Raw genomic sequence first — 17527 nt, forward strand, 5'->3', positions numbered from 1 at the left:
ATGACAACACCTGACCACGAGCTCTTTCCGTTCGTCGCGGTAAGCGCCCTTTCGACAAGCATCCACCCCTCCACGGGGCGTTTGCTCACCCTCGATGCGGTCACGTTCGACGAAAACGGCGAGGTCGGCGAGGACTTCCACGCCGTATTCAACCCGGTCAAAGACGCCGGCCCGCGCCACCTGCACAACCTGGAGAAGAGCGACTTCGCTCAGGCGCCACGGTTCGCGCGGCACCTCAAGGCACTCAACAAGCTTATCGACGGCCGCACCCTCATCGTGCTCGACAGCCCCACGGAGTGGGGGTACCTCGTCTCCGAGTCGCGCCGCGCCATGAACGCCGCCGCCCGCGCCAACCGCCAACGCGCCCGCAAGCACAACCGGCGGCGCCAGCGCGTCGGCCACATCCCGCGCCCCGAAGCAATCGTGGACATCCTCGGCAGCGCGCGCCGCCAGGGCCACATCCTCATCGACGAGCGACTCAACGCCGTGGCCAACCAAGTCGGCGTGCTCTCCGAACCGGCCACCGCCACCGTCGAGCGCGCCAGCGTCCCCGAGGAGGAACTCTCCCGGGCGGCCACACTGAAGCTCGTCGCAGTGTACCTGCAGCTGCGCGAAAACGGCACGCTGACCAGCATCGACCCGGAGGACCTCAAGGCGGACCGTTTCGGTCTGCAGCGCTCCGCACTGCGGGTGGACGCGCATAAGCGCGAAGGGGACGTCGATAATCCGGGCGTCTACACGGGTGCGGGCCTCAAGCCAGGCATGGAGATCTCCATCTCCGACGACGTCGCCGTCGACCCCGACGAGCTCATCCAGGCCGCGCTCGACGCCGGGCTGAACTACCAAGAAAAGCTCACACGCACCGCATCCCTCGTAGTCTCCGACGCCCCATCCCGCGGCGCAGAACTGCGTGGCAAAGCGATGCACGCGCACCGCAAAGACATCCCGGTGCTCAGCGCGCAGGAGTTTCTCCAGGCCGTAGCGCGCGACTAACGTAGAGGCATGCTCTCACAACTGCGTACCTCTGTTGCGCTGGCCGCCGCGCAGGCCGCCACGTTCGCGTCGCGCGCCACCGGTCGCGGCGCCGGCGGCATGATCGGCGGGCTCGTTGCCAACGCGATCGACCCGAACATCATGGCAGGCCTGTCCAAGGGGCGCCCGGCCGTGCTGGTGACGGGCACGAACGGCAAGTCCACCACCACAAAGATGCTGGTGGCGGCGCTGCGCTCCACCAGGACCGTGGCCACCAACGACGGCGGCGACAACATGGACGCCGGCATCATCTCCGCGCTCATGGCGGGCAAGGACGCCTCCACGATCGCCCTCGAGGTCGACGAGCTGCACGTCCCCCACGTCGCCGACCGGCTGCAGCCGAAGGCGTTCGTGCTGCTCAACCTGTCGCGCGACCAGCTGGACCGCGTCGGCGAGATCAACAAGATCGAGCGCGCCCTCCGCAGCGCCGTCAACGCCCACCCGGAGGCCACCGTCATCGCTAACTGCGACGACGTGCTGATGACCTCCGTCGCCTGGGACCACCCCAACGTCATCTGGGTTTCCGCGGGCGCCGGCTGGCTCGGCGACTCCGTCACCAACCCCCGCAGCGGCGGCCACGTCGTACGCACCGAGGACGACTGGTACGCCGTCGAGCCCCTCCCCGACGGCTCTGAGTTTCGACGCCCCACCCCCACCTACGCCGTCACCGACGACGGCCTGCGCTGCCCGGATGGGGGCGTCGTCACGCTTGACCTGGCGCTGCCAGGGCGGGCCAACCGCGGCAACGCCGCACAGGCCGTAGCCTGCGCCGTCGACGTCTTCGGTGTACCACTCGCCTCCGCGCTCGCCGCCGTCGCCGACGTCCAAGACGTCGCCGGGCGCTACTCCACCATCCACTTCGGCGACCACGAAGTCCGCCTCCTGCTGGCCAAGAATCCGGCAGGCTGGCAAGAGGCCCTCTCCATGGTGGACCGCACCGCCGACGGCCTCGTCATCGCCGTCAACGGCCAAGTCGCCGACGGCGAAGACCTCTCCTGGCTCTGGGACGTCAAGTTCGAAGACTTCCACGGCATCGCCGTCAAAGCCGCCGGCGAACGCGGCACCGACCTCGCCGTGCGCCTGCTCTACGCCGACATCGAACACGAACTGATCCACAACTGCGTCGACGCCATCCGCGCCTGCCCACCCGGCCGCGTCGAAGTGCTGGCCAACTACACCGCCTTCCGCGACCTCAAAAAGGACCTACACAAGGAGCTGGACCGTGACTAACACTTTGACCATCGGCCTGCTACTCCCCGACGTACTCGGCACCTACGGCGACGACGGCAACGCACTCGTCCTGCGCCAACGCGCCCGCATGCGCGGCATCGACGCCCACATCCGGCCCATCCCCCTCACCGAGGACATCCCCTCCGACTGCGACATCTACACCCTCGGCGGCGGCGAAGACTCCGCCCAAATCATTGCGGCCTCCCGCCTGCAAGCATCCCCCGGCCTGCAGCGCGCCATCGACGCCGGCCGCCCCGTCTTCGCCGTCTGTGCCGGCATGCAGGTCCTCGGCCACAGCTTCACCGCCCACGGCGAAGAAGTCGCCGGCATTGGCGTCCTCGACGTCCGCACCTCCCCCATGTCGGAGCGCGCCATCGGGGAAGTCCAATCCCACCCACTTCTCGACGGCCTCTCCGCCCCCCTCACCGGATTCGAAAACCACATGGGCGGCACCACCCTCGGCCCCGACGCCTCCCCACTCGGCCAGGTGAAACGTGGCGTGGGCAACAACGGTTCTCGGGCTGGCGTTGAGGGCGTTGTGCAGGGCAGCGTCATCGCCACCTACATGCACGGCCCTGCCCTGGCCCGCAACCCCGAACTTGCCGACCTCCTCCTCGCCCGCGCCCTCGGCATCGACGCCCAGGAACTCACCCCACTCGCGTTACCCGAGGTGGACCAGCTGCGCAAGGAGCGCCTCAGGTAGGTTGCCGCTAGCGCCCTAGGAGCCAGTGCCAAAGGACGCATTTCCTTCCGAGGAACTCGGGAAAAGCCCAGGTCGCGAAAAAGGTGTTGCGTCTTTTGGCACTCGGCTCGGTTGGGGTGACACCAAATTCCCGCATTGGATTTTCGCGACCTGGGGAAACGCCTCAGCGCCTACTCGGAAAACGGGAATGTGGTGTCTGTGGTGGGTTGGTGCGCACCAGATTCCTGGGGTTTCGACAGCCGGATTTGAAAAAGCCCAGTTCGCTGGAACTCAGTGAGGGAATTTGGTGCGCAACGCAGAAGGCCAGTGCCAAAGGACGCAATTCTTTCCAAGAAATTGGATAAAAGCCCAGGTCGCGAAAAAGGTGTTGCGTCCTTTGGCATTCAGAGCGGTAAGAGGCACCCAAAAACTACAACGTGAGCCGCCCGGAGAGCGCGCGGGACAGGGTGAGCTCGTCGACGAACTCGAGGTCGCCGCCGAGCGGCATGCCGGAGGCCAGGCGGGAGACGGTCAGATCTGGGAAGTCTTTGAGCAGGCGGGCCAGGTAGGAGGCGGTGGCTTCGCCTTCGGTGTCGGGGTCGGTGGCGAGGATGACTTCGGTGATTTGGGGGGCGTCGTCGCCGTCGAGGTCGGGAAGGACGCCGCCGATGCGCTTCAGCAGGGGCGTGACGGCGAGGTCCTTGGGGCCCACGTTCGCGAGTGGGTCGAGTGCCCCACCGAGCACGTGGTAGCGGCCGTTGAACTCGCCGGTCCGTTCGATGACCTGGATGTCTTTGGCGTCTTCGACGACGCAGATGAGGTCTTTTTTGCGGCCGGAGTCGGCGCAGATGCGGCAGACTGCTTCGCGGGAGACGTTGTTGCAGATGCGGCAGAACGTCACGCCGTCGCGGACGCCGGCGAGGGCGGCGCGGAGGCGGTCGATATCTTCGGGCTCGGTTTGGAGGAGGTGGAAGGCGATCCGTTGCGCAGACTTGGGTCCGACGCCGGGGAGGCGCGAGAGCTCGTCGATAAGGTCTTGGAGCGGTCCTTCGAACATGGGGGTCCTTTACAACACAAAACGCCTGGCGAAGTGCCAGGCGTTCAAGCGGGTGGGTTTAGATGATGCCGCCGAACGGAATCTCACCAGGTGCAGACTGCTGACCGCCAGGAGCCTCCTGTGGCATTGCGCCGCCGGTCAGTGGGCCGATCTTCTCCTGTGCCAGTTCGCCGGCCTTGTTGTGGGCGTCGCGGTATGCGGCGAGGATGAGGTCCTGCAGCGTCTCGACGTCGTCGGCGTCAACAGCCTCCGGCTTGATCTGCAGGTCGGTGATCTCTGCGCCACCGGTCATGACGACGGTGACCAGGCCGCCGCCAGCGGTGCCGGTGACGGTGGTGCTGAGCAGCTCCTGCTGTGCCTGCTGCAGCGCCTGCTGCACCTCGGCTGCCTGGCGGATGAGTTCTTGCATGTCCTGAGGCATATTTGGCTGGGTCATGGTGTGTAACACCCTTTCGTGTCAGTGATTTTGTCTAATTTGCTCACCAGTGTACCCGGTGGTTCCTGAATGCTTACAAGGGCTTGGCTCCAAGTTCGCTGGCAAGCAGGTCCATGGCGACTTCGGTGGCGTCACGACGGTCGAAGGTCGCCGACTCGGCCTCGGCCTGGTCGACCATGTCGCGCTCTTCGTCCTCTTGGCTGTAGGGCTCGGGCGGCGGCGGTGGCGGTTCCCATCCGGCGTCTTCGTGGAATGGTTCGGGCGGCGGTGGGACTTCCTCGCGCTCGCGGCGCTCCTGTTGCGCGCTGCGTTGCCCGGCGGCTTTCGCTATCGCCCGCCAGTCAGTGGGCTGCTGTGCTGCGGGTTTTGGGGTTGCTTCACTTTTCGACGCCCCCTTCGCCCCTTTCGTGCCCACCACGCAACGCACGGCAACCTTGGTGCCAAGCGCTTCGGAGAACACCGCGACGATGTCCCCGTTGTTGTTGTCGGCGTTGAGGCGCTCCGCGAGGGCACCCGTGTTGTGTCCGATGAGCAGTGTGGGCTGGCCGTCTTCGTTGTCGAGGGAGAGCGGTTTGGCTTCGGCAAGCATGATTTCGGCGACCTGGTTGCGCTTGCCCACAGCTTGGCGCAGCTTCATCCAGTCACGCTGCACGCGTTCGAGGAGGTCTTCCGCAGGTGCTGGCTCTGGCTTCGGTGCCGGGGTTGGTTCCGGCTTCGGCGGCGTTGCGGGTTCCGCGGGTGGTTGCGGCACCGGCTTCGGTTCAGGCTTCGGCTCGGGCTTGGGCTCAGGCTTTGGCGCGCTCTGCGCCTTTCGGCGCTCCGCGATCCTGGCCGCAGCAGCCGCAGCGGCCGCGGCTCCCCCACCCTGCGAAGGAGCCTGCGACGGGGCCGGCTGGGCAGGCTGGGCCGCCTGCGCAGGGGCAGCAGGCGCCGGTGCAGCTGAAGTAGCCGAGGAGACCGCCGGGCGGTCGCCCATCGTGAGCAGGTGCGCCATCATCACTTCCAGCAGCAGGCGCGGGGACGTCGCGCCGCGCAGGTCCGCGATGCGGTCGTTGACCTCGGTCGCGAGCGCCGCCAGCGTCGACGGGTGGAACTGTTGCGCTTCGGCGCGGAGGATTTCGGCGCGGTCGACGGGGGCGTCGACAAGCCCTTCGCCGAAGGCATCCGGCACGGTGACGATGAGCAGCAGGTCACGCAGCCGGTCCAGCAGGTCGAGGGCGAAACGGCGCGGCTCGTGGCCGGACTCGATCACCTTGTCGATGGTGTGGAACATCGCCGCGGCGTCCTTGGTGGCGAGGGCGTCGATGGCGGCGTCGAGAAGCGTGAGGTCCGTGACCCCGAGCAGCGGCAGCGCCATCTCGTAGGTCAGGCCGTCCGGGCCGGCGCCCGCCAACAGCTGGTCCAGCACGGACAGCGTGTCGCGCGGCGACCCGCCTCCAGCGCGGATGACCAGCGGGTACACGTTCTCATCGACGTGCGCCCCCTCCTCCGCCACAATGTTTTCCAACAGGTGGCGCATCGCCTGCGGGGTCAGCAGGCGGAACGGGTAATTGTGGGTACGCGAACGGATCGTGCCAAGAATCTTTTCCGGCTCGGTCGTCGCAAAGATGAAGATGAGGTGCTCTGGCGGCTCCTCCACAATCTTCAGCAGGGCGTTGTTGCCGGAGGGCGAAATCATGTGCGCCTCGTCGATGATGAAGACGCGGTAGCGGGACTCCGCAGGCGCGAACATGGCGCGTTCGCGCAGCTCACGCATGTCGTCGACACCGCCGTGGGAGGCGGCGTCGAGCTCCATCACGTCCAGGTTCCCGGTGCCACCCGGCGCCAGCGACACGCAGGACGCGCACTTGCCACACGGAGTGGACGTCGGCCCCTCAACGCAGTTCAACGAGCGCGCCAGGATGCGCGCCGAGGACGTCTTACCGCACCCCCGCGGCCCCGAAAACAGGTACGCATGGCTGATGCGCCCGTTGTCGAGAGCGTTCGATAACGGCACAGTCACCTGGTCTTGCCCAACCAGCTCACCAAACGTTGCAGGACGATATTTCCGGTACAGAGCCACGGCGCCAAGTGTAGACGATCAGCCCTCTTCCCGGCACCAATCTTTCACATCCACGCCACGCCTGCGAAGACGCCGCTCCAGCACCGGATAGCCCTGCTCGGAGGCGATCCCGAACTCCTCATCCGTCAGCGCAATCAGCTCCAGGAGCAGCGTGATCCGGCGCGGCTCACGCACCATCGGGGTGCCCTGCGCGAACACCTCCGGCTCCCGCAGCAGCCCATGCCGCACGGTGCCCGGCGCGTCCGCCAGCAGCCCCTCGAGCAGCACGCCAGGCTGCCCCGGCACGCCAAGGCGCTCAAGCTCGCGGGTCACACCCACGACGGCCTCGGCAAGCACCTGCTTGTCGACGTCCCCCACCGCCATCACCTCGCACACAACTTCGGGGCCGCCATCATCAAGCGCCACCAGCCCCATGTCAGTACCGCTGAACCCGGCGGTAACCGCCACGTTCGCACCGTTCAGTTCCGCGGTGGCGACGGCGCGGGCGTCGATAAGCGAAAGCTGCATCCCCGGAAACACCGAGGCCAGCCAGGCAGCGAGGTCGTCGCCCGTCATGCGCTGAGCTTCTCCACCGCCGCGAGCAGCACGCACGTGGCCACCCCGTCCATCGCCCGGGTGACGTCCTCCAGTGGCGGCAGCGACGGCGCCAGGCGAATGTTGCGGTCATTCGGATCCTCCCCCTTCGGGAACGCCGAGCCCGCCTTCGTCAGGCTAATGCCGGCCTGCTTCGCCAACTCCCACACGCGAGTCGCAGTCCCGTCCATCACATCCAGGGAGATGAAGTAGCCGCCCCTCGGCTTCGACCAGGTCGCCACGCCCGTGCCCCCGAGCCGGTTCTCCAGCACCTCAAGCACAGCCTCAAACTTCGGCGCCAGCGACTCAGCATGCTTCCGCATCACCTCACGCACACCATTCGCGTCCTTGAAGTACATCGCGTGCGCCAACTGGTTCACCTTGTTCGGACCGATGCCTCGCACATTCGCGATCGACTCATACCACTCCAGGTTCTCCTCCGACGAGGCAAAGAACGCCACACCCGAGCCCGCGTGCGTAATCTTCGACGTCGACGACATGTACCAGAACCGGTTCGGGTTACCCGCCTTCGCCGACAGCGCAAGCACGTCCGCGTTCACCGGGAAGGTATCCGTCAGCGTGTGTACCGCGTACGCGTTGTCCCACACAATGCGGAAGTCCGGCGCGGCCGTCTCCATCGCCGCCAGGCGCTCGATAGTCGCCTGCGAGTACACCGCGCCCGTCGGGTTAGAAAACACCGGCACGCACCACATGCCCTTCACGGCAGGGTCCTTCACCAGTTCCTCCACGACGTCCATGTCGGGGCCGTCCTCCAGCAGCGGGACAGTGATCATTTCGAAGCCGAAGCGCTCCGTAATCGTGAAGTGGCGGTCATAGCCGGGCACTGGGCACAGCCACTTAATCGCGTGCTCGCGCTGCTCATCCGCCCACGGCCGCGGCGAATCATTCGTCCCAAACGTGTACGCCCAGGACACCAGGTCAAACATAATATTTAGCGACGACGAGTCTCCCGCCACCAACAGCTTCGGGTCAATACCGAGCGCCTCGGCCCACAACTCACGCAACTGCAAAATGCCCGTCAGGCCGCCGTAATTACGCACGTCCACACCCGACGCATCACGGTGATTCCCCACACCCGGCAGTGCCAACAGATCGTCCGCCAAGTCCAACTGGCGCGCCGAGGGCTTCCCCCTCGTGAGATCCAACGCCATGTTGGTCTCCTCCAGCTGCTTGTACTGCTCACGCAACTCAGCAGCCAGGCTTGCAAGCTGCTCAGCATCTAGTTCTTTCAACGGGGTGTTCAATGTCTTGGTGTCCTATTCGAGTACGTCGGCGTATCTACTAACGACCCATCATCGTACTAGCGACACCCCACCCCGCGCGACGGTTTTTCCCCAGTTTTACCCCATAAAAAAGGGGACCTCACGCACCTGCCAGCGCCCGCTTACCCTTGCTGCGTTCCCGCCCTGGGGGAGTTCACGAGATGAGCACCGCGTGAGATCCTGCAGAACACTCTAGCCTGAAGCTTTAGGCGTTGCAAAACATTGACTGCGCAGGCGTTTTGTCGGAACCTGGGGGGATGGGTTAAAGTAGTCCCTCGACGCATGATGTGTCGCAACTAGGAGGATTCGACTAGCGGCCTATGTCACACGCCTGGAACGCGTGCGGGTTTCACGACCCTCGTGGGTTCAAATCCCACATCCTCCGCGCTTTTTGACAGCGCATCCGGTTGAAGTTTTCGCCGGGTGCGCTGTTTTTGCATTCGCGTTTGGATTGCGCACCACATTCTCTGTTTCCGGGGTAGCGACCGAGCGTTTCCCCAGGTCGCGCCCACTTCGTGAGGGAATGTGGTGCACTACCCATCACCCGAGTGCCAAAGGACGCAACCCACTTTTCACGACCTGGGCTTTTACCCCATCCCCCAACAAGACGCTTTATGTCAAGTGGTTGTGAACGTGGTTGGGTGTTAGATCGTGATGGGTTGTGGGGGCGGGGCGGTTTGGGTATGCAGTACTTTGTAGCCTTCGGCACGCAAGGCGTTTGGGGAGCACTCTTGAGCTCGGCCCTGATGCTGGTCGGCGGCATCTCCATCCTCCAGCTTGGCTCCTACTTCCAGGCGACTGAACACATGGAAGTGCTCGGTAACATCACCGGCAAGGTCATGGGCTGGGTTCTGGACATCTCGACCATCATCACGCTGTTCTCCATCGGGTTCATCATGTTCGCAGGTGCGGGTGCGAACCTGAACCAGCAGTTCGGTATCCCGGTCTGGATCGGCGCGGTCATCATGCTGGCAATGGTGCTCGGCGTTGGCATGCTGGACGTCAATAAGGTGACCAGCGCGATCGGCATCCTCACCCCATTCCTCCTGATCTTCGTGATCGGCGGCTGCACCTGGACCATCGTCAACGCGCAGCCAGACTGGGATAGCATCAACATCGCAGCCCAGGACGTCGCAACCGAGCTGCCAAACTGGTGGATCGCCGCACTGAACTACACCGGCCTGAACTTCATCTGCGTTGTGTCCATGGCGGTCGTCATCGGCGGCAACTACCTCGATCCGCGCGAAACCGGCCTCGGCGGCCTCTTCGGCGGTATTGCCTACCTCGCGATGCTGCTCCTGCTCGGCATGGGCCTCATGGTCAGCATCAGCGACGTCAACGGCCACGACATGCCGATGCTCACCCTCATCAACAACATCAACCCAACACTCGGCCTCATCATGACGTTCGTGATCTTCGGCATGATTTTCGCCACCTCGTTGGGCATGTTCTACGCCCTAGGCAAGCGCCTGGCACGCGGTCGCCAGCAGAAGTTCCGCGTCATCTACATCTCCGCGTGCCTGATCGGGTTCGTCCTGTCCTTCGTCGGCTTCAAGGACCTCATCTCGTTCGTCTACCCGATCCTGGGCTACCTGGGCCTGGTACTCATCGTTGTGGTCACATCAGCCCGCATCCGCGGCTCGGAAACCCTGCGCCACGAAGGCAGCCTGCGACGCCGCGCCCTCGAGCTCATGAAGGACAAACTCGATCCGCGCGTGAAGTTCACCCGCCACGACCAGCGCGAGCTGGACAAGATTACCGAGAAGTCCGTCATGGAAAATAAGGACTTCAAGGAAGCCATGATCGAAGAGGCCGAGCAGGCCCTCGAAGCGGAAGAAGTCCTCGAGACGGAAGAGGCTGAGAGCCAGGCTAAATAATCCTGCCCAGCCAAGTGCCAAGGGACGCAAGATGCGTGCTTTGGCACTTTTTCTTTGGCTCATACAAGGGTGAGCGCACCAAATTCCTGTTTTTCGGAGAGGAGTCGGAACGTTTCCCCAGGTCGTTGATTCTGCATGGGCGAATTTGGTGTGCACCCAGAGAGGCCTAGTGCCAAAGGACGCAACCGGTTTTGGTACAGCCATTCAACACTGCAGGTCAGCAATGTGCTAGATGTTTTCCGGTGCGTCCATTGGCACTGGCTACCTAGCAACCACACCTCAAACCCAGGATCCAAGAAAGTACTGGGGCATTTCCCCTGGTCACGGACCGGCCTGCCCCAAAAGCCGAAGCAGAAAAGCGGCCCCGCCAGGGAACAAACCCCAGGGGACCGCCCTCAAGCGCCCTCAAGTGCCCTCAAGAAGCCAGAAAAGCTACTTCACAAGCAGCTCCGCGATCTGAATCGTGTTCAGTGCGGCGCCCTTGCGCAGGTTGTCGCCGGAGACGACGAACACGAGGCCGCGGTTGCCGTCGACGGCCTGGTCCTGGCGGATGCGACCGACGAGGGAATCGTCCTTGCCGGCGGCGGCGAGAGGGGTCGGTACGTCGACGACGGAGACGCCCGGCGCGGCCTCCAGGACGGCGCGAGCCTGGTCAGGGGTGATTTCCTTCTCAAACTCGGCGTGGACGACCATGGTGTGCCCGGTGAACACTGGGACGCGGACGCAGGTGCCGGAGACGCGCAGGTCTGGGATGGAGAGGATCTTGCGCGATTCGTTGCGGAGTTTCTGCTCCTCGTCGGTTTCTTCGGTGCCGTCGTCGACGAGGTTGCCGGCGAGTGGCAGCGCGTTGAAGGCGATCGGTGCGACGTATGGGCCGAGCTCCTCGGGCTGGAGGAGGGAGCCGTCGAGAGCGAGTTCGGTGTTGCGCTCGCCGATTTCGGCGACCTGATTTGCAAGCGCCTGCACACCGGCGAGGCCGGAGCCGGATACGGCCTGGTAGGAGGCTACGCGCATGGTGTGGAGGCCGGCGGCGTCGTGGAGTGCTTTGGCCACGGGCATGATTGCCATGGTGGTGCAGTTCGGGTTCGCGATGATGCCTTTGGCTGGCGCCTTGGCTTCGTCGGGGTTGACCTCGGAGACGATGAGGGGGACGTCGTCGTCCTTGCGCCACGCGGAGGAGTTGTCTACGACGGTGGCGCCGGCGGCTGCGAAGACTGGGGCCCACTGCTTGGAGGTGCCGCCGCCTGCGGAGAAGAGGGCGATGTCGACGTCGGCGACGGAGTCTTCGGTGACCTGGGTGAGGTCTTCGACGACGACGTCCTGGCCGCGGTATTCGAGGTGCTTACCCGCGGAGCGTGGTGATGCGAAGAAGCGCACCTTGTCCGCTGGGAAGTCTCGTTCGGCGAGGATTTCGCGCATGACGCGGCCGACCTGGCCGGTTGCACCTACTACTGCGATGGTGGTCATGAAGTGTGTCCTTTCTTAGCGTCCGGTGCCAGCGTAGACGATGGCTGGTTCGTCGCCACCGAGTTCGAACTTGTCGTGGATGGCGCGGGTGGCTTCCTCGAGGTCGATTTCGCGCACCACGGCGGTGATGCGGATTTCGGAGGTGGTGATCATGTCGATGTTCACGCCGGCGTCGCGAAGTGCTTCGGTGAAGTCGGCGGTGACGCCCGGGTGGGTCTTCATGCCTGCACCGATGAGGGACACCTTGCCGATCTGGTCGTTGTAGGTGATGTTGTCCCAGCCTTCTTTCGCCTGGAGGGCCTTGAGCAGTTCCATGGCGCGGGGGCCGTCGGCAATTGGGAGGGTGAAGGTGATGTCGGTGGTCAGGTTGTGGAGGCTGGAGATGTTCTGCAGCACCATGTCGATGTTGATCTCATTGTCGGCGAGGACGCGGAACACCTTGGCGGCCTCCCCTGGCAGGTCCTTGACGCCGAGGATGGTGATTTTCGCTTCGGAGGCGTCGGTGGCAACGCCGGACAGTACTGCTTCTTCCATGGGGATATCCTCCAATGCTCCGGCGACGAGGGTGCCGGGATCGTTGCTGTATGACGAACGCACCCGCATGGGTACGTTGAATGCGCGCGCATATTCCACACTGCGCAGCACAAGGATTTTCGAGCCGGACGCGGCGAGCTCAAGCATCTCTTCGAAGCAGAGCTTGTCGAGTTTGCGGGCATCGTGGACGATGCGTGGGTCGGCGGTGTAGACGCCGTCGACGTCCGAGTAGATTTCGCACTCGTCGGCGCCGAGGGCGGCGGCGAGGGCGACGGCGGTGGTGTCGGACCCGCCGCGGCCGAGGGTGGTGACGTCCTTGGTGTCACGGTTGACGCCCTGGAAGCCGGCGACGATGGCGATGCGGCCGGCGTCGATAGCTTCTTGGACGCGGCCCGGCGTCACCTCAATAATGCGGGCGTTGCCGTGGCGCTCGGTGGTGATGACGCCCGCCTGCGAGCCGGTGAAGGACTGCACATCAGCGCCGAAGGATGCGACTGCCATCGCGACCAGCGAGTTCGAGATGCGCTCGCCTGCGGTGAGCAGCATGTCCATCTCGCGGGCTGGCGGCGTTGGGTTGACGCGGGCGGCGAGGTCCAGCAGCTCGTCGGTGGTGTCGCCCATTGCGGAACACACCACCACGACATCGTGCCCCTGCTTCTTAGTGGCAACGATGCGTTCAGCAACCGCGCGTATGCGGTCGGCGCTTTCGAGGGACGAGCCCCCGTATTTCTGCACGATCAATGCCATGGTAGAACCTTCCATTGGTGTAAAAACTGTCGCGTGAAAATCCGCACTATAAGAATAGCGTCCCAAAAACGACTATGGGGCGACATGGCACAGAAAATTAGTATTATCGTTGACCATGCAGAACGACTTCCTTGCGATTAGCTTTGCGCTCACGTCTGCGCTGCTCATCGCGGTGGGGACGGTGTGGCGCCACCGCATCTTGCGCGCCGGCCGCTCCACAACGGAGGTCAATCCCTCACCGCTTTCTTCTTTGCGACGCCCCGCCTGGTGGGCATCGCTCGCCCTTGCGCTGGCCGCGTACGGATTTCAGGCGCTGGCGCTGGCGTTCGGATCCCTGCTGGTAGTCCAGCCGATTCTGGTGCTGTCGCTGATGTTCACGCTGCTGCTTTCGGCGCGCGTGGAGCACCGCACAATGTCGCCGCAGGGCACGGCGTGGGCGACGCTGCTGACCATTTTCGTTGCGGTGGTAATCCTGGTGGGCCGCCCGGTTCCGGGCACCGCCCCGCCGGGGATGGTCGGCTGGGTGCTGGCAATCGGGGTTGGGCTGGCCTGGATGGTCGGGACGGTCGCGTTCGCCCGCACCCGCGGTGCCGCTACGCAGGCGCTGGCCTACGGCATCCTGTGCGGCGCGATCTTCGGCTACCTGGCGGTGTTTTCCAAGGTGGCGGTGGACGCCTACGTACACGGCGGGGTCGTTGGACTTGTGGAGTCGTGGCAGTTCTGGGCCATGCTGGCCTGCGCGGTGCTGGGCACGGCGGTGCAGCAGTTCGCGTTCGGCGCCAGCAAGCTGGCCACCACGCTACCGGCCATGAAGGTTGTTGAGCCGCTGGTCGCGCTCACCTTGGGCATCGTGCTGCTCGGGGAGAACTTCGCCGTGTCCAGTGTTGGGGGTTGGGTGGTAATGGTGGCGTCGATAATGATGATGCTGGCCAGCGCGGCGATGCTCACACGGGTCAGTATTCAAGTGGGATAGGCGCAAACCGTGTATGCTTTGGCGCATGTCACATCAGCTGCTGCTCCTAATCTGCCGCGGCGGGATACAGGCCTCGTTGTAACACGGCCGGCGCCCGTCGCGGAGTTTGTGCACGCCGACCGTGAAACTCGCCACGAAGGAGAACAGCCACAATGACCACCCAACCAGCCTGGAATAAGCAGCAGCCATCGAAGATGCCAGCGCACCGCTACCTGCCGTTTGCGCAGGAGGTAGAGCCTATCCGCCTGCCGGATCGCACCTGGCCAGACGCCACCATCACGCACGCACCACAGTGGTGCGCGGTGGACCTGCGCGACGGCAACCAGGCCCTGATTGACCCGATGAACCCAGAGCGCAAGCGCCGCATGTTCAACCTGCTGGTGGAGATGGGTTACAAGGAGATCGAGGTGGGCTTCCCGTCCGCCTCGCAGACTGACTTCAACTTTGTGCGCGAGATCATCGAGCAGGACATGATCCCGGATGACGTCACCATCCAGGTGCTGGTACAGGCCCGTGAGCACCTGATTCGCCGCACGTTCGAGGCGTGCTCGGGCGCGAAGAACGTGATCGTGCACTTCTACAACTCGACGTCGAAGCTGCAGCGCGAGGTGGTGTTCCGCAAGGACCGCCCGGCGATCAAGAAGCTGGCGACGGACGCGGCGGAGCTGATCAAGGGCATCGCGAAGGATTACCCGGACACGAACTGGCGCTGGGAGTACTCGCCGGAGTCCTTCACCGGCACTGAGCTGGACTTCGCGGCTGAGGTGTGCGACGCCGTCGTCGAGATCATGGACGCCACCCCTGAGCAGCCGATGATCATCAACCTGCCGGCGACCGTCGAAATGATTACCCCAAATGTGTATGCGGACTCGGTGGAGTGGATGCACCGCAACCTGCAGCGCCGCGACTCCATCATCCTGTCGCTGCACCCCCACAACGACCGCGGCGAAGGCATCGCCGCGGCCGAGCTGGGCTACATGGCGGGCGCGGACCGCATCGAAGGCTGCCTGTTCGGCAACGGTGAACGCACCGGCAACGTCGACCTGGTCACACTGGGCCTGAACATGCTGACGCAGGGCGTCGACCCGCAGATCGACTTCTCTGATATCCAGCGCATCCGCGACGTTGTGGAGTACTGCAACCAGCTGCGCGTCCCCGAGCGCCACCCATACGGCGGCGACCTGGTCTTCACGGCGTTCTCCGGCTCGCACCAGGACGCTATTAATAAAGGCCTGGACGCACTGGCGAGCAAGGTGCGCCCAGGCGCAAACTCCACCGAGGTGCAGTGGGAAGAGCTGCGCGAGACGGTCTGGGAGGTCCCATACCTGCCGATCGACCCGAAGGATGTGGGCCGCGACTACGAGGCTGTCATCCGCGTCAACTCCCAGTCCGGCAAGGGTGGCGTTGCCTACATCATGAAGACGGACCACGGCATCGATATGCCGAAGGCGATGCAGCCGGAGTTCTCCGCGGTGGTGCAGAACATCACCGACAACGAGGGCGGCGAGGTCAACTCGAAGAACATGTGGGACATCTTCGCCACGACCTACCTGGACCCGGATTCGCCACTGGAGCTGCACTCCTTCCGCACGTCGGATGAGGAAGGCAAGGACGCCACGACGACCGGGATCCGCGCCAAGGTGACTTACAACGGCCAGGACCACGAAGTCACAGGTGTCGGCAACGGCCCGATCGCGGCATTCGCGAACGCTCTGGAGAACATCGGCATCAACGTCGAGGTGCAGGACTACTCGCAGCGCGCCCGCTCCGCGGGTGACGACGCCGACGCGGCCTGCTACATCTACGCGGATGTCGACGGCAAGCGTGCGTGGGGCGCTGGCGTGGCAGGATCGACGACGCTGGCGTCGATGCAGGCCATCGTGTCCGCGGTGAACCGCTCGACGGTCGCGTAACACCACCCCCGTCAGGGGGGTCGTTCTGCCTGGCGGACTGAGATGCGAGTGATAAAGCGCGCTCGCTTCTCTTACGCCTCTCTCAGCGTATAAGAATCCGCGCTGCGTACGAACGTGACGTGTCACACGCCTCCACAGGTCGACATGCGTTTACCCAGGTGCGCGCCTTATACTCATTGCTCGGAGATTTATCTACTGGCGAGGCAGCACCGGGTAAGGCAGGGCGAAATGGCAACAACATACGTGGTTCCAGACCACGGGCTTGGTGCTGTTCGCAACATCCCGGTGCACGAGGCGGAGCAAGAGCACATCATTCACCTGCTCGATTCCGCCGATACGGACGTTGCGGACCTCGCGGCGCTGCTTATCCCGCGCGCTGAGGGCGGCGGGTTCGACATTCACTTCCAGGACTCGGTGCTCGGCAGCATGAGCGCCTCGGACGCGCGCGAGTACGCGGAGCTGTCCTGGATTGTGGAAGCCTCGATGATCCCGCAGGTCACGGTGCGCGCCACCCGCCTCGCGGACGGCTCTCTGCAAACCGTCCTGCGCTTGCCACGACCCGGCCTGTGCATCCCCACCAACCAGCCACCGACCGAGCCGTGGGTATTTCTCGACGACACCCGCACCTACGACGTCTCCTTCCTCCCAGACGCGCAAGAGGCCCAGGAAGTATCGGTGCTGGATCGGAAGCATTACCTGTTCACGCTGAGCGCCACCGAGGATGCCGCCGAAGATACTGTGCAGGTCGCGATTGGGGATCGGGCCGTCGGCACCCTGGCGGGGCCAGTGGCCACCGCGCTGCTGCCGACGCTGCAATCCCTCAGCGAGCGTGGCCTGCTGGCGGTAGCTCACGGCTACCTCGCGCCGTTGGGCGGCAAGCCGTCGTTGAGCGTGACCGTTGGCCCACTCGCCCCGGACGTGCTTCCGCCCCTCTCCCCGATTCCGCCGGTGCAGGTCCACCCGCGCCACCCGGATACCTCGGCGATGTCGGCGACTACCGTGATCCCCGTGGTACGCCCAGAGGAGCTGGAAGACAGCGCCGACGCGGTGGCCAAGTCCGCCGCAGCGAAGGCTGATTCGGAGGAGTTCCCCGCCGTGGAGACCCCGGCGGACGAGAAGACCCCGGAGGCGCAGCCGAAGAAGAACCAGCCAATCCACCCGATGCGCTGGGTAGCCGCTGTCATCGGCGCGCTGCTGATCGCACTGATCGGCTCGGTGGCGTTCAGCGAGCAGTGGAGCGGCTCGCCGGACACAGTTTCCACGTACATGACGGAGCCTGCGCACTCCCCGAGCAAGTCCGGCCAGAAGCCGGAACCTTCGAAGCGGTCGACGGAACAGACCACCGAGGAGACCACACCGCCTTCTTCGGAGCCCGCGTCTGAGCCGGCCTCGGCGCCAGCCCCGGCGCAACAGGAACCAGCGTACCAGGTGCCAGCACAGCCGGCCCCGGTGTGGCAGGCTCCAGCCCCTGCGCCCGTGCCCGCTCCTGCGCCTGCACCAGCGCCTGCGCAGCAGCCCGCTCCCGTGCAGGAACAGCCCGCGCCGGCCCCTGCACCAGCGCCCGACTACCAGTACAATTTCGGCGGCCTGCAGATCCAGTCGGACACGCCGCTCGGCGGGCCATTACACCGCGTGCAGTGGCCATAGCTACTATCAGAGTG

At 64.6% G+C, this 17527-nt stretch carries 14 protein-coding genes, 1 tRNA gene and 1 other RNA gene; 8 read left to right on the forward strand and 8 right to left on the reverse strand.

Annotated features, from left to right (window positions below):
* From ACXIUA_RS07290 to ACXIUA_RS07300, 3 genes are read left to right on the forward strand one after another with little or no spacing between them, the layout of a single operon-like run.
* Positions 1–993 (forward strand): DNA polymerase III subunit epsilon, encoded by a 993-nt coding sequence (locus tag ACXIUA_RS07290; RefSeq protein ID WP_457976475.1) that lies wholly within the window; start codon positions 1–3, stop codon positions 991–993.
* Positions 994–1002: 9 nt separating this feature from the next.
* Positions 1003–2262, forward strand: a complete 1260-nt coding sequence (locus tag ACXIUA_RS07295) for a MurT ligase domain-containing protein (RefSeq protein WP_457976476.1) — start codon at positions 1003–1005, stop codon at positions 2260–2262.
* Positions 2255–2965 (forward strand): type 1 glutamine amidotransferase, encoded by a 711-nt coding sequence (locus ACXIUA_RS07300; RefSeq protein WP_070363277.1) that lies wholly within the window; start codon positions 2255–2257, stop codon positions 2963–2965. Before ACXIUA_RS07295 ends, ACXIUA_RS07300 begins: the two co-directional genes overlap by 8 nt.
* Positions 2966–3374: 409 nt before the next feature.
* Here the strand turns inward: ACXIUA_RS07300 and recR are convergent, their stop codons facing one another.
* The 6 genes from recR to ffs all read right to left on the reverse strand — a co-directional run bounded on the left by recR (position 3375) and on the right by ffs (position 8540).
* Positions 3375–4001, reverse strand: a complete 627-nt coding sequence (gene recR / locus ACXIUA_RS07305) for a recombination mediator RecR (RefSeq protein WP_070363279.1) — start codon at positions 3999–4001, stop codon at positions 3375–3377.
* 58 nt (positions 4002–4059) lie between these two features.
* Positions 4060–4437, reverse strand: a complete 378-nt coding sequence (locus ACXIUA_RS07310; RefSeq protein ID WP_457976477.1) for a YbaB/EbfC family nucleoid-associated protein — start codon at positions 4435–4437, stop codon at positions 4060–4062.
* A gap of 73 nt (positions 4438–4510) precedes the next feature.
* On the reverse strand, positions 4511–6499 hold the full coding sequence (locus ACXIUA_RS07315; RefSeq protein WP_457976478.1) for a DNA polymerase III subunit gamma and tau: 1989 nt from the start codon (positions 6497–6499) through the stop codon (positions 4511–4513).
* Positions 6500–6517: 18 nt separating this feature from the next.
* A complete protein-coding gene (locus tag ACXIUA_RS07320; RefSeq protein WP_457976479.1) occupies positions 6518–7090 on the reverse strand; it encodes a hypothetical protein in 573 nt (190 codons plus the stop codon).
* Positions 7051–8337 (reverse strand): aminotransferase class I/II-fold pyridoxal phosphate-dependent enzyme, encoded by a 1287-nt coding sequence (locus ACXIUA_RS07325; protein WP_457976480.1) that lies wholly within the window; start codon positions 8335–8337, stop codon positions 7051–7053. Before ACXIUA_RS07325 ends, ACXIUA_RS07320 begins: the two co-directional genes overlap by 40 nt.
* Positions 8338–8441: 104 nt before the next feature.
* Positions 8442–8540: signal recognition particle sRNA small type (gene ffs, locus ACXIUA_RS07330), an RNA gene on the reverse strand.
* Between the two features lie 114 nt (positions 8541–8654).
* On the opposite strand from ffs, the gene ACXIUA_RS07335 reads away from it, so the two are divergent.
* Both ACXIUA_RS07335 and ACXIUA_RS07340 read left to right on the forward strand, forming a co-directional pair.
* Positions 8655–8740, forward strand: a tRNA-Ser gene (locus ACXIUA_RS07335).
* A 298-nt stretch (positions 8741–9038) separates the two neighbouring features.
* Positions 9039–10232, forward strand: a complete 1194-nt coding sequence (locus ACXIUA_RS07340) for a YkvI family membrane protein (protein ID WP_457976481.1) — start codon at positions 9039–9041, stop codon at positions 10230–10232.
* A gap of 432 nt (positions 10233–10664) precedes the next feature.
* Here the strand turns inward: ACXIUA_RS07340 and ACXIUA_RS07345 are convergent, their stop codons facing one another.
* The gene (locus tag ACXIUA_RS07345; RefSeq protein WP_070477284.1) at positions 10665–11699 is read right to left on the reverse strand and encodes an aspartate-semialdehyde dehydrogenase; all 1035 of its coding nucleotides are present in this window, start codon (positions 11697–11699) and stop codon (positions 10665–10667) included.
* A gap of 15 nt (positions 11700–11714) precedes the next feature.
* Positions 11715–12980 carry an aspartate kinase gene (locus ACXIUA_RS07350; RefSeq protein ID WP_070363272.1) on the reverse strand — a complete coding sequence of 422 codons (1266 nt, stop codon included), beginning with the start codon at positions 12978–12980 and terminating at the stop codon, positions 11715–11717.
* Between the two features lie 115 nt (positions 12981–13095).
* Here ACXIUA_RS07350 and ACXIUA_RS07355 point away from each other — a divergent pair, with 115 nt between their 5' ends.
* The 3 genes from ACXIUA_RS07355 (at position 13096) to ACXIUA_RS07365 (ending at position 17513) form a co-directional block, all read left to right on the forward strand.
* Positions 13096–13953 (forward strand): DMT family transporter, encoded by an 858-nt coding sequence (locus ACXIUA_RS07355; protein ID WP_288857608.1) that lies wholly within the window; start codon positions 13096–13098, stop codon positions 13951–13953.
* Between the two features lie 152 nt (positions 13954–14105).
* Complete coding sequence (gene leuA / locus ACXIUA_RS07360) at positions 14106–15866, forward strand: 2-isopropylmalate synthase (protein ID WP_457976482.1); 1761 nt, start codon at positions 14106–14108, stop codon at positions 15864–15866.
* A 228-nt stretch (positions 15867–16094) separates the two neighbouring features.
* On the forward strand, positions 16095–17513 hold the full coding sequence (locus tag ACXIUA_RS07365) for a hypothetical protein (protein WP_457976483.1): 1419 nt from the start codon (positions 16095–16097) through the stop codon (positions 17511–17513).
* The last annotated feature ends 14 nt before the right edge of the window (positions 17514–17527 follow it).

This window comes from Corynebacterium sp. UMB8791 (assembly GCF_054166365.1).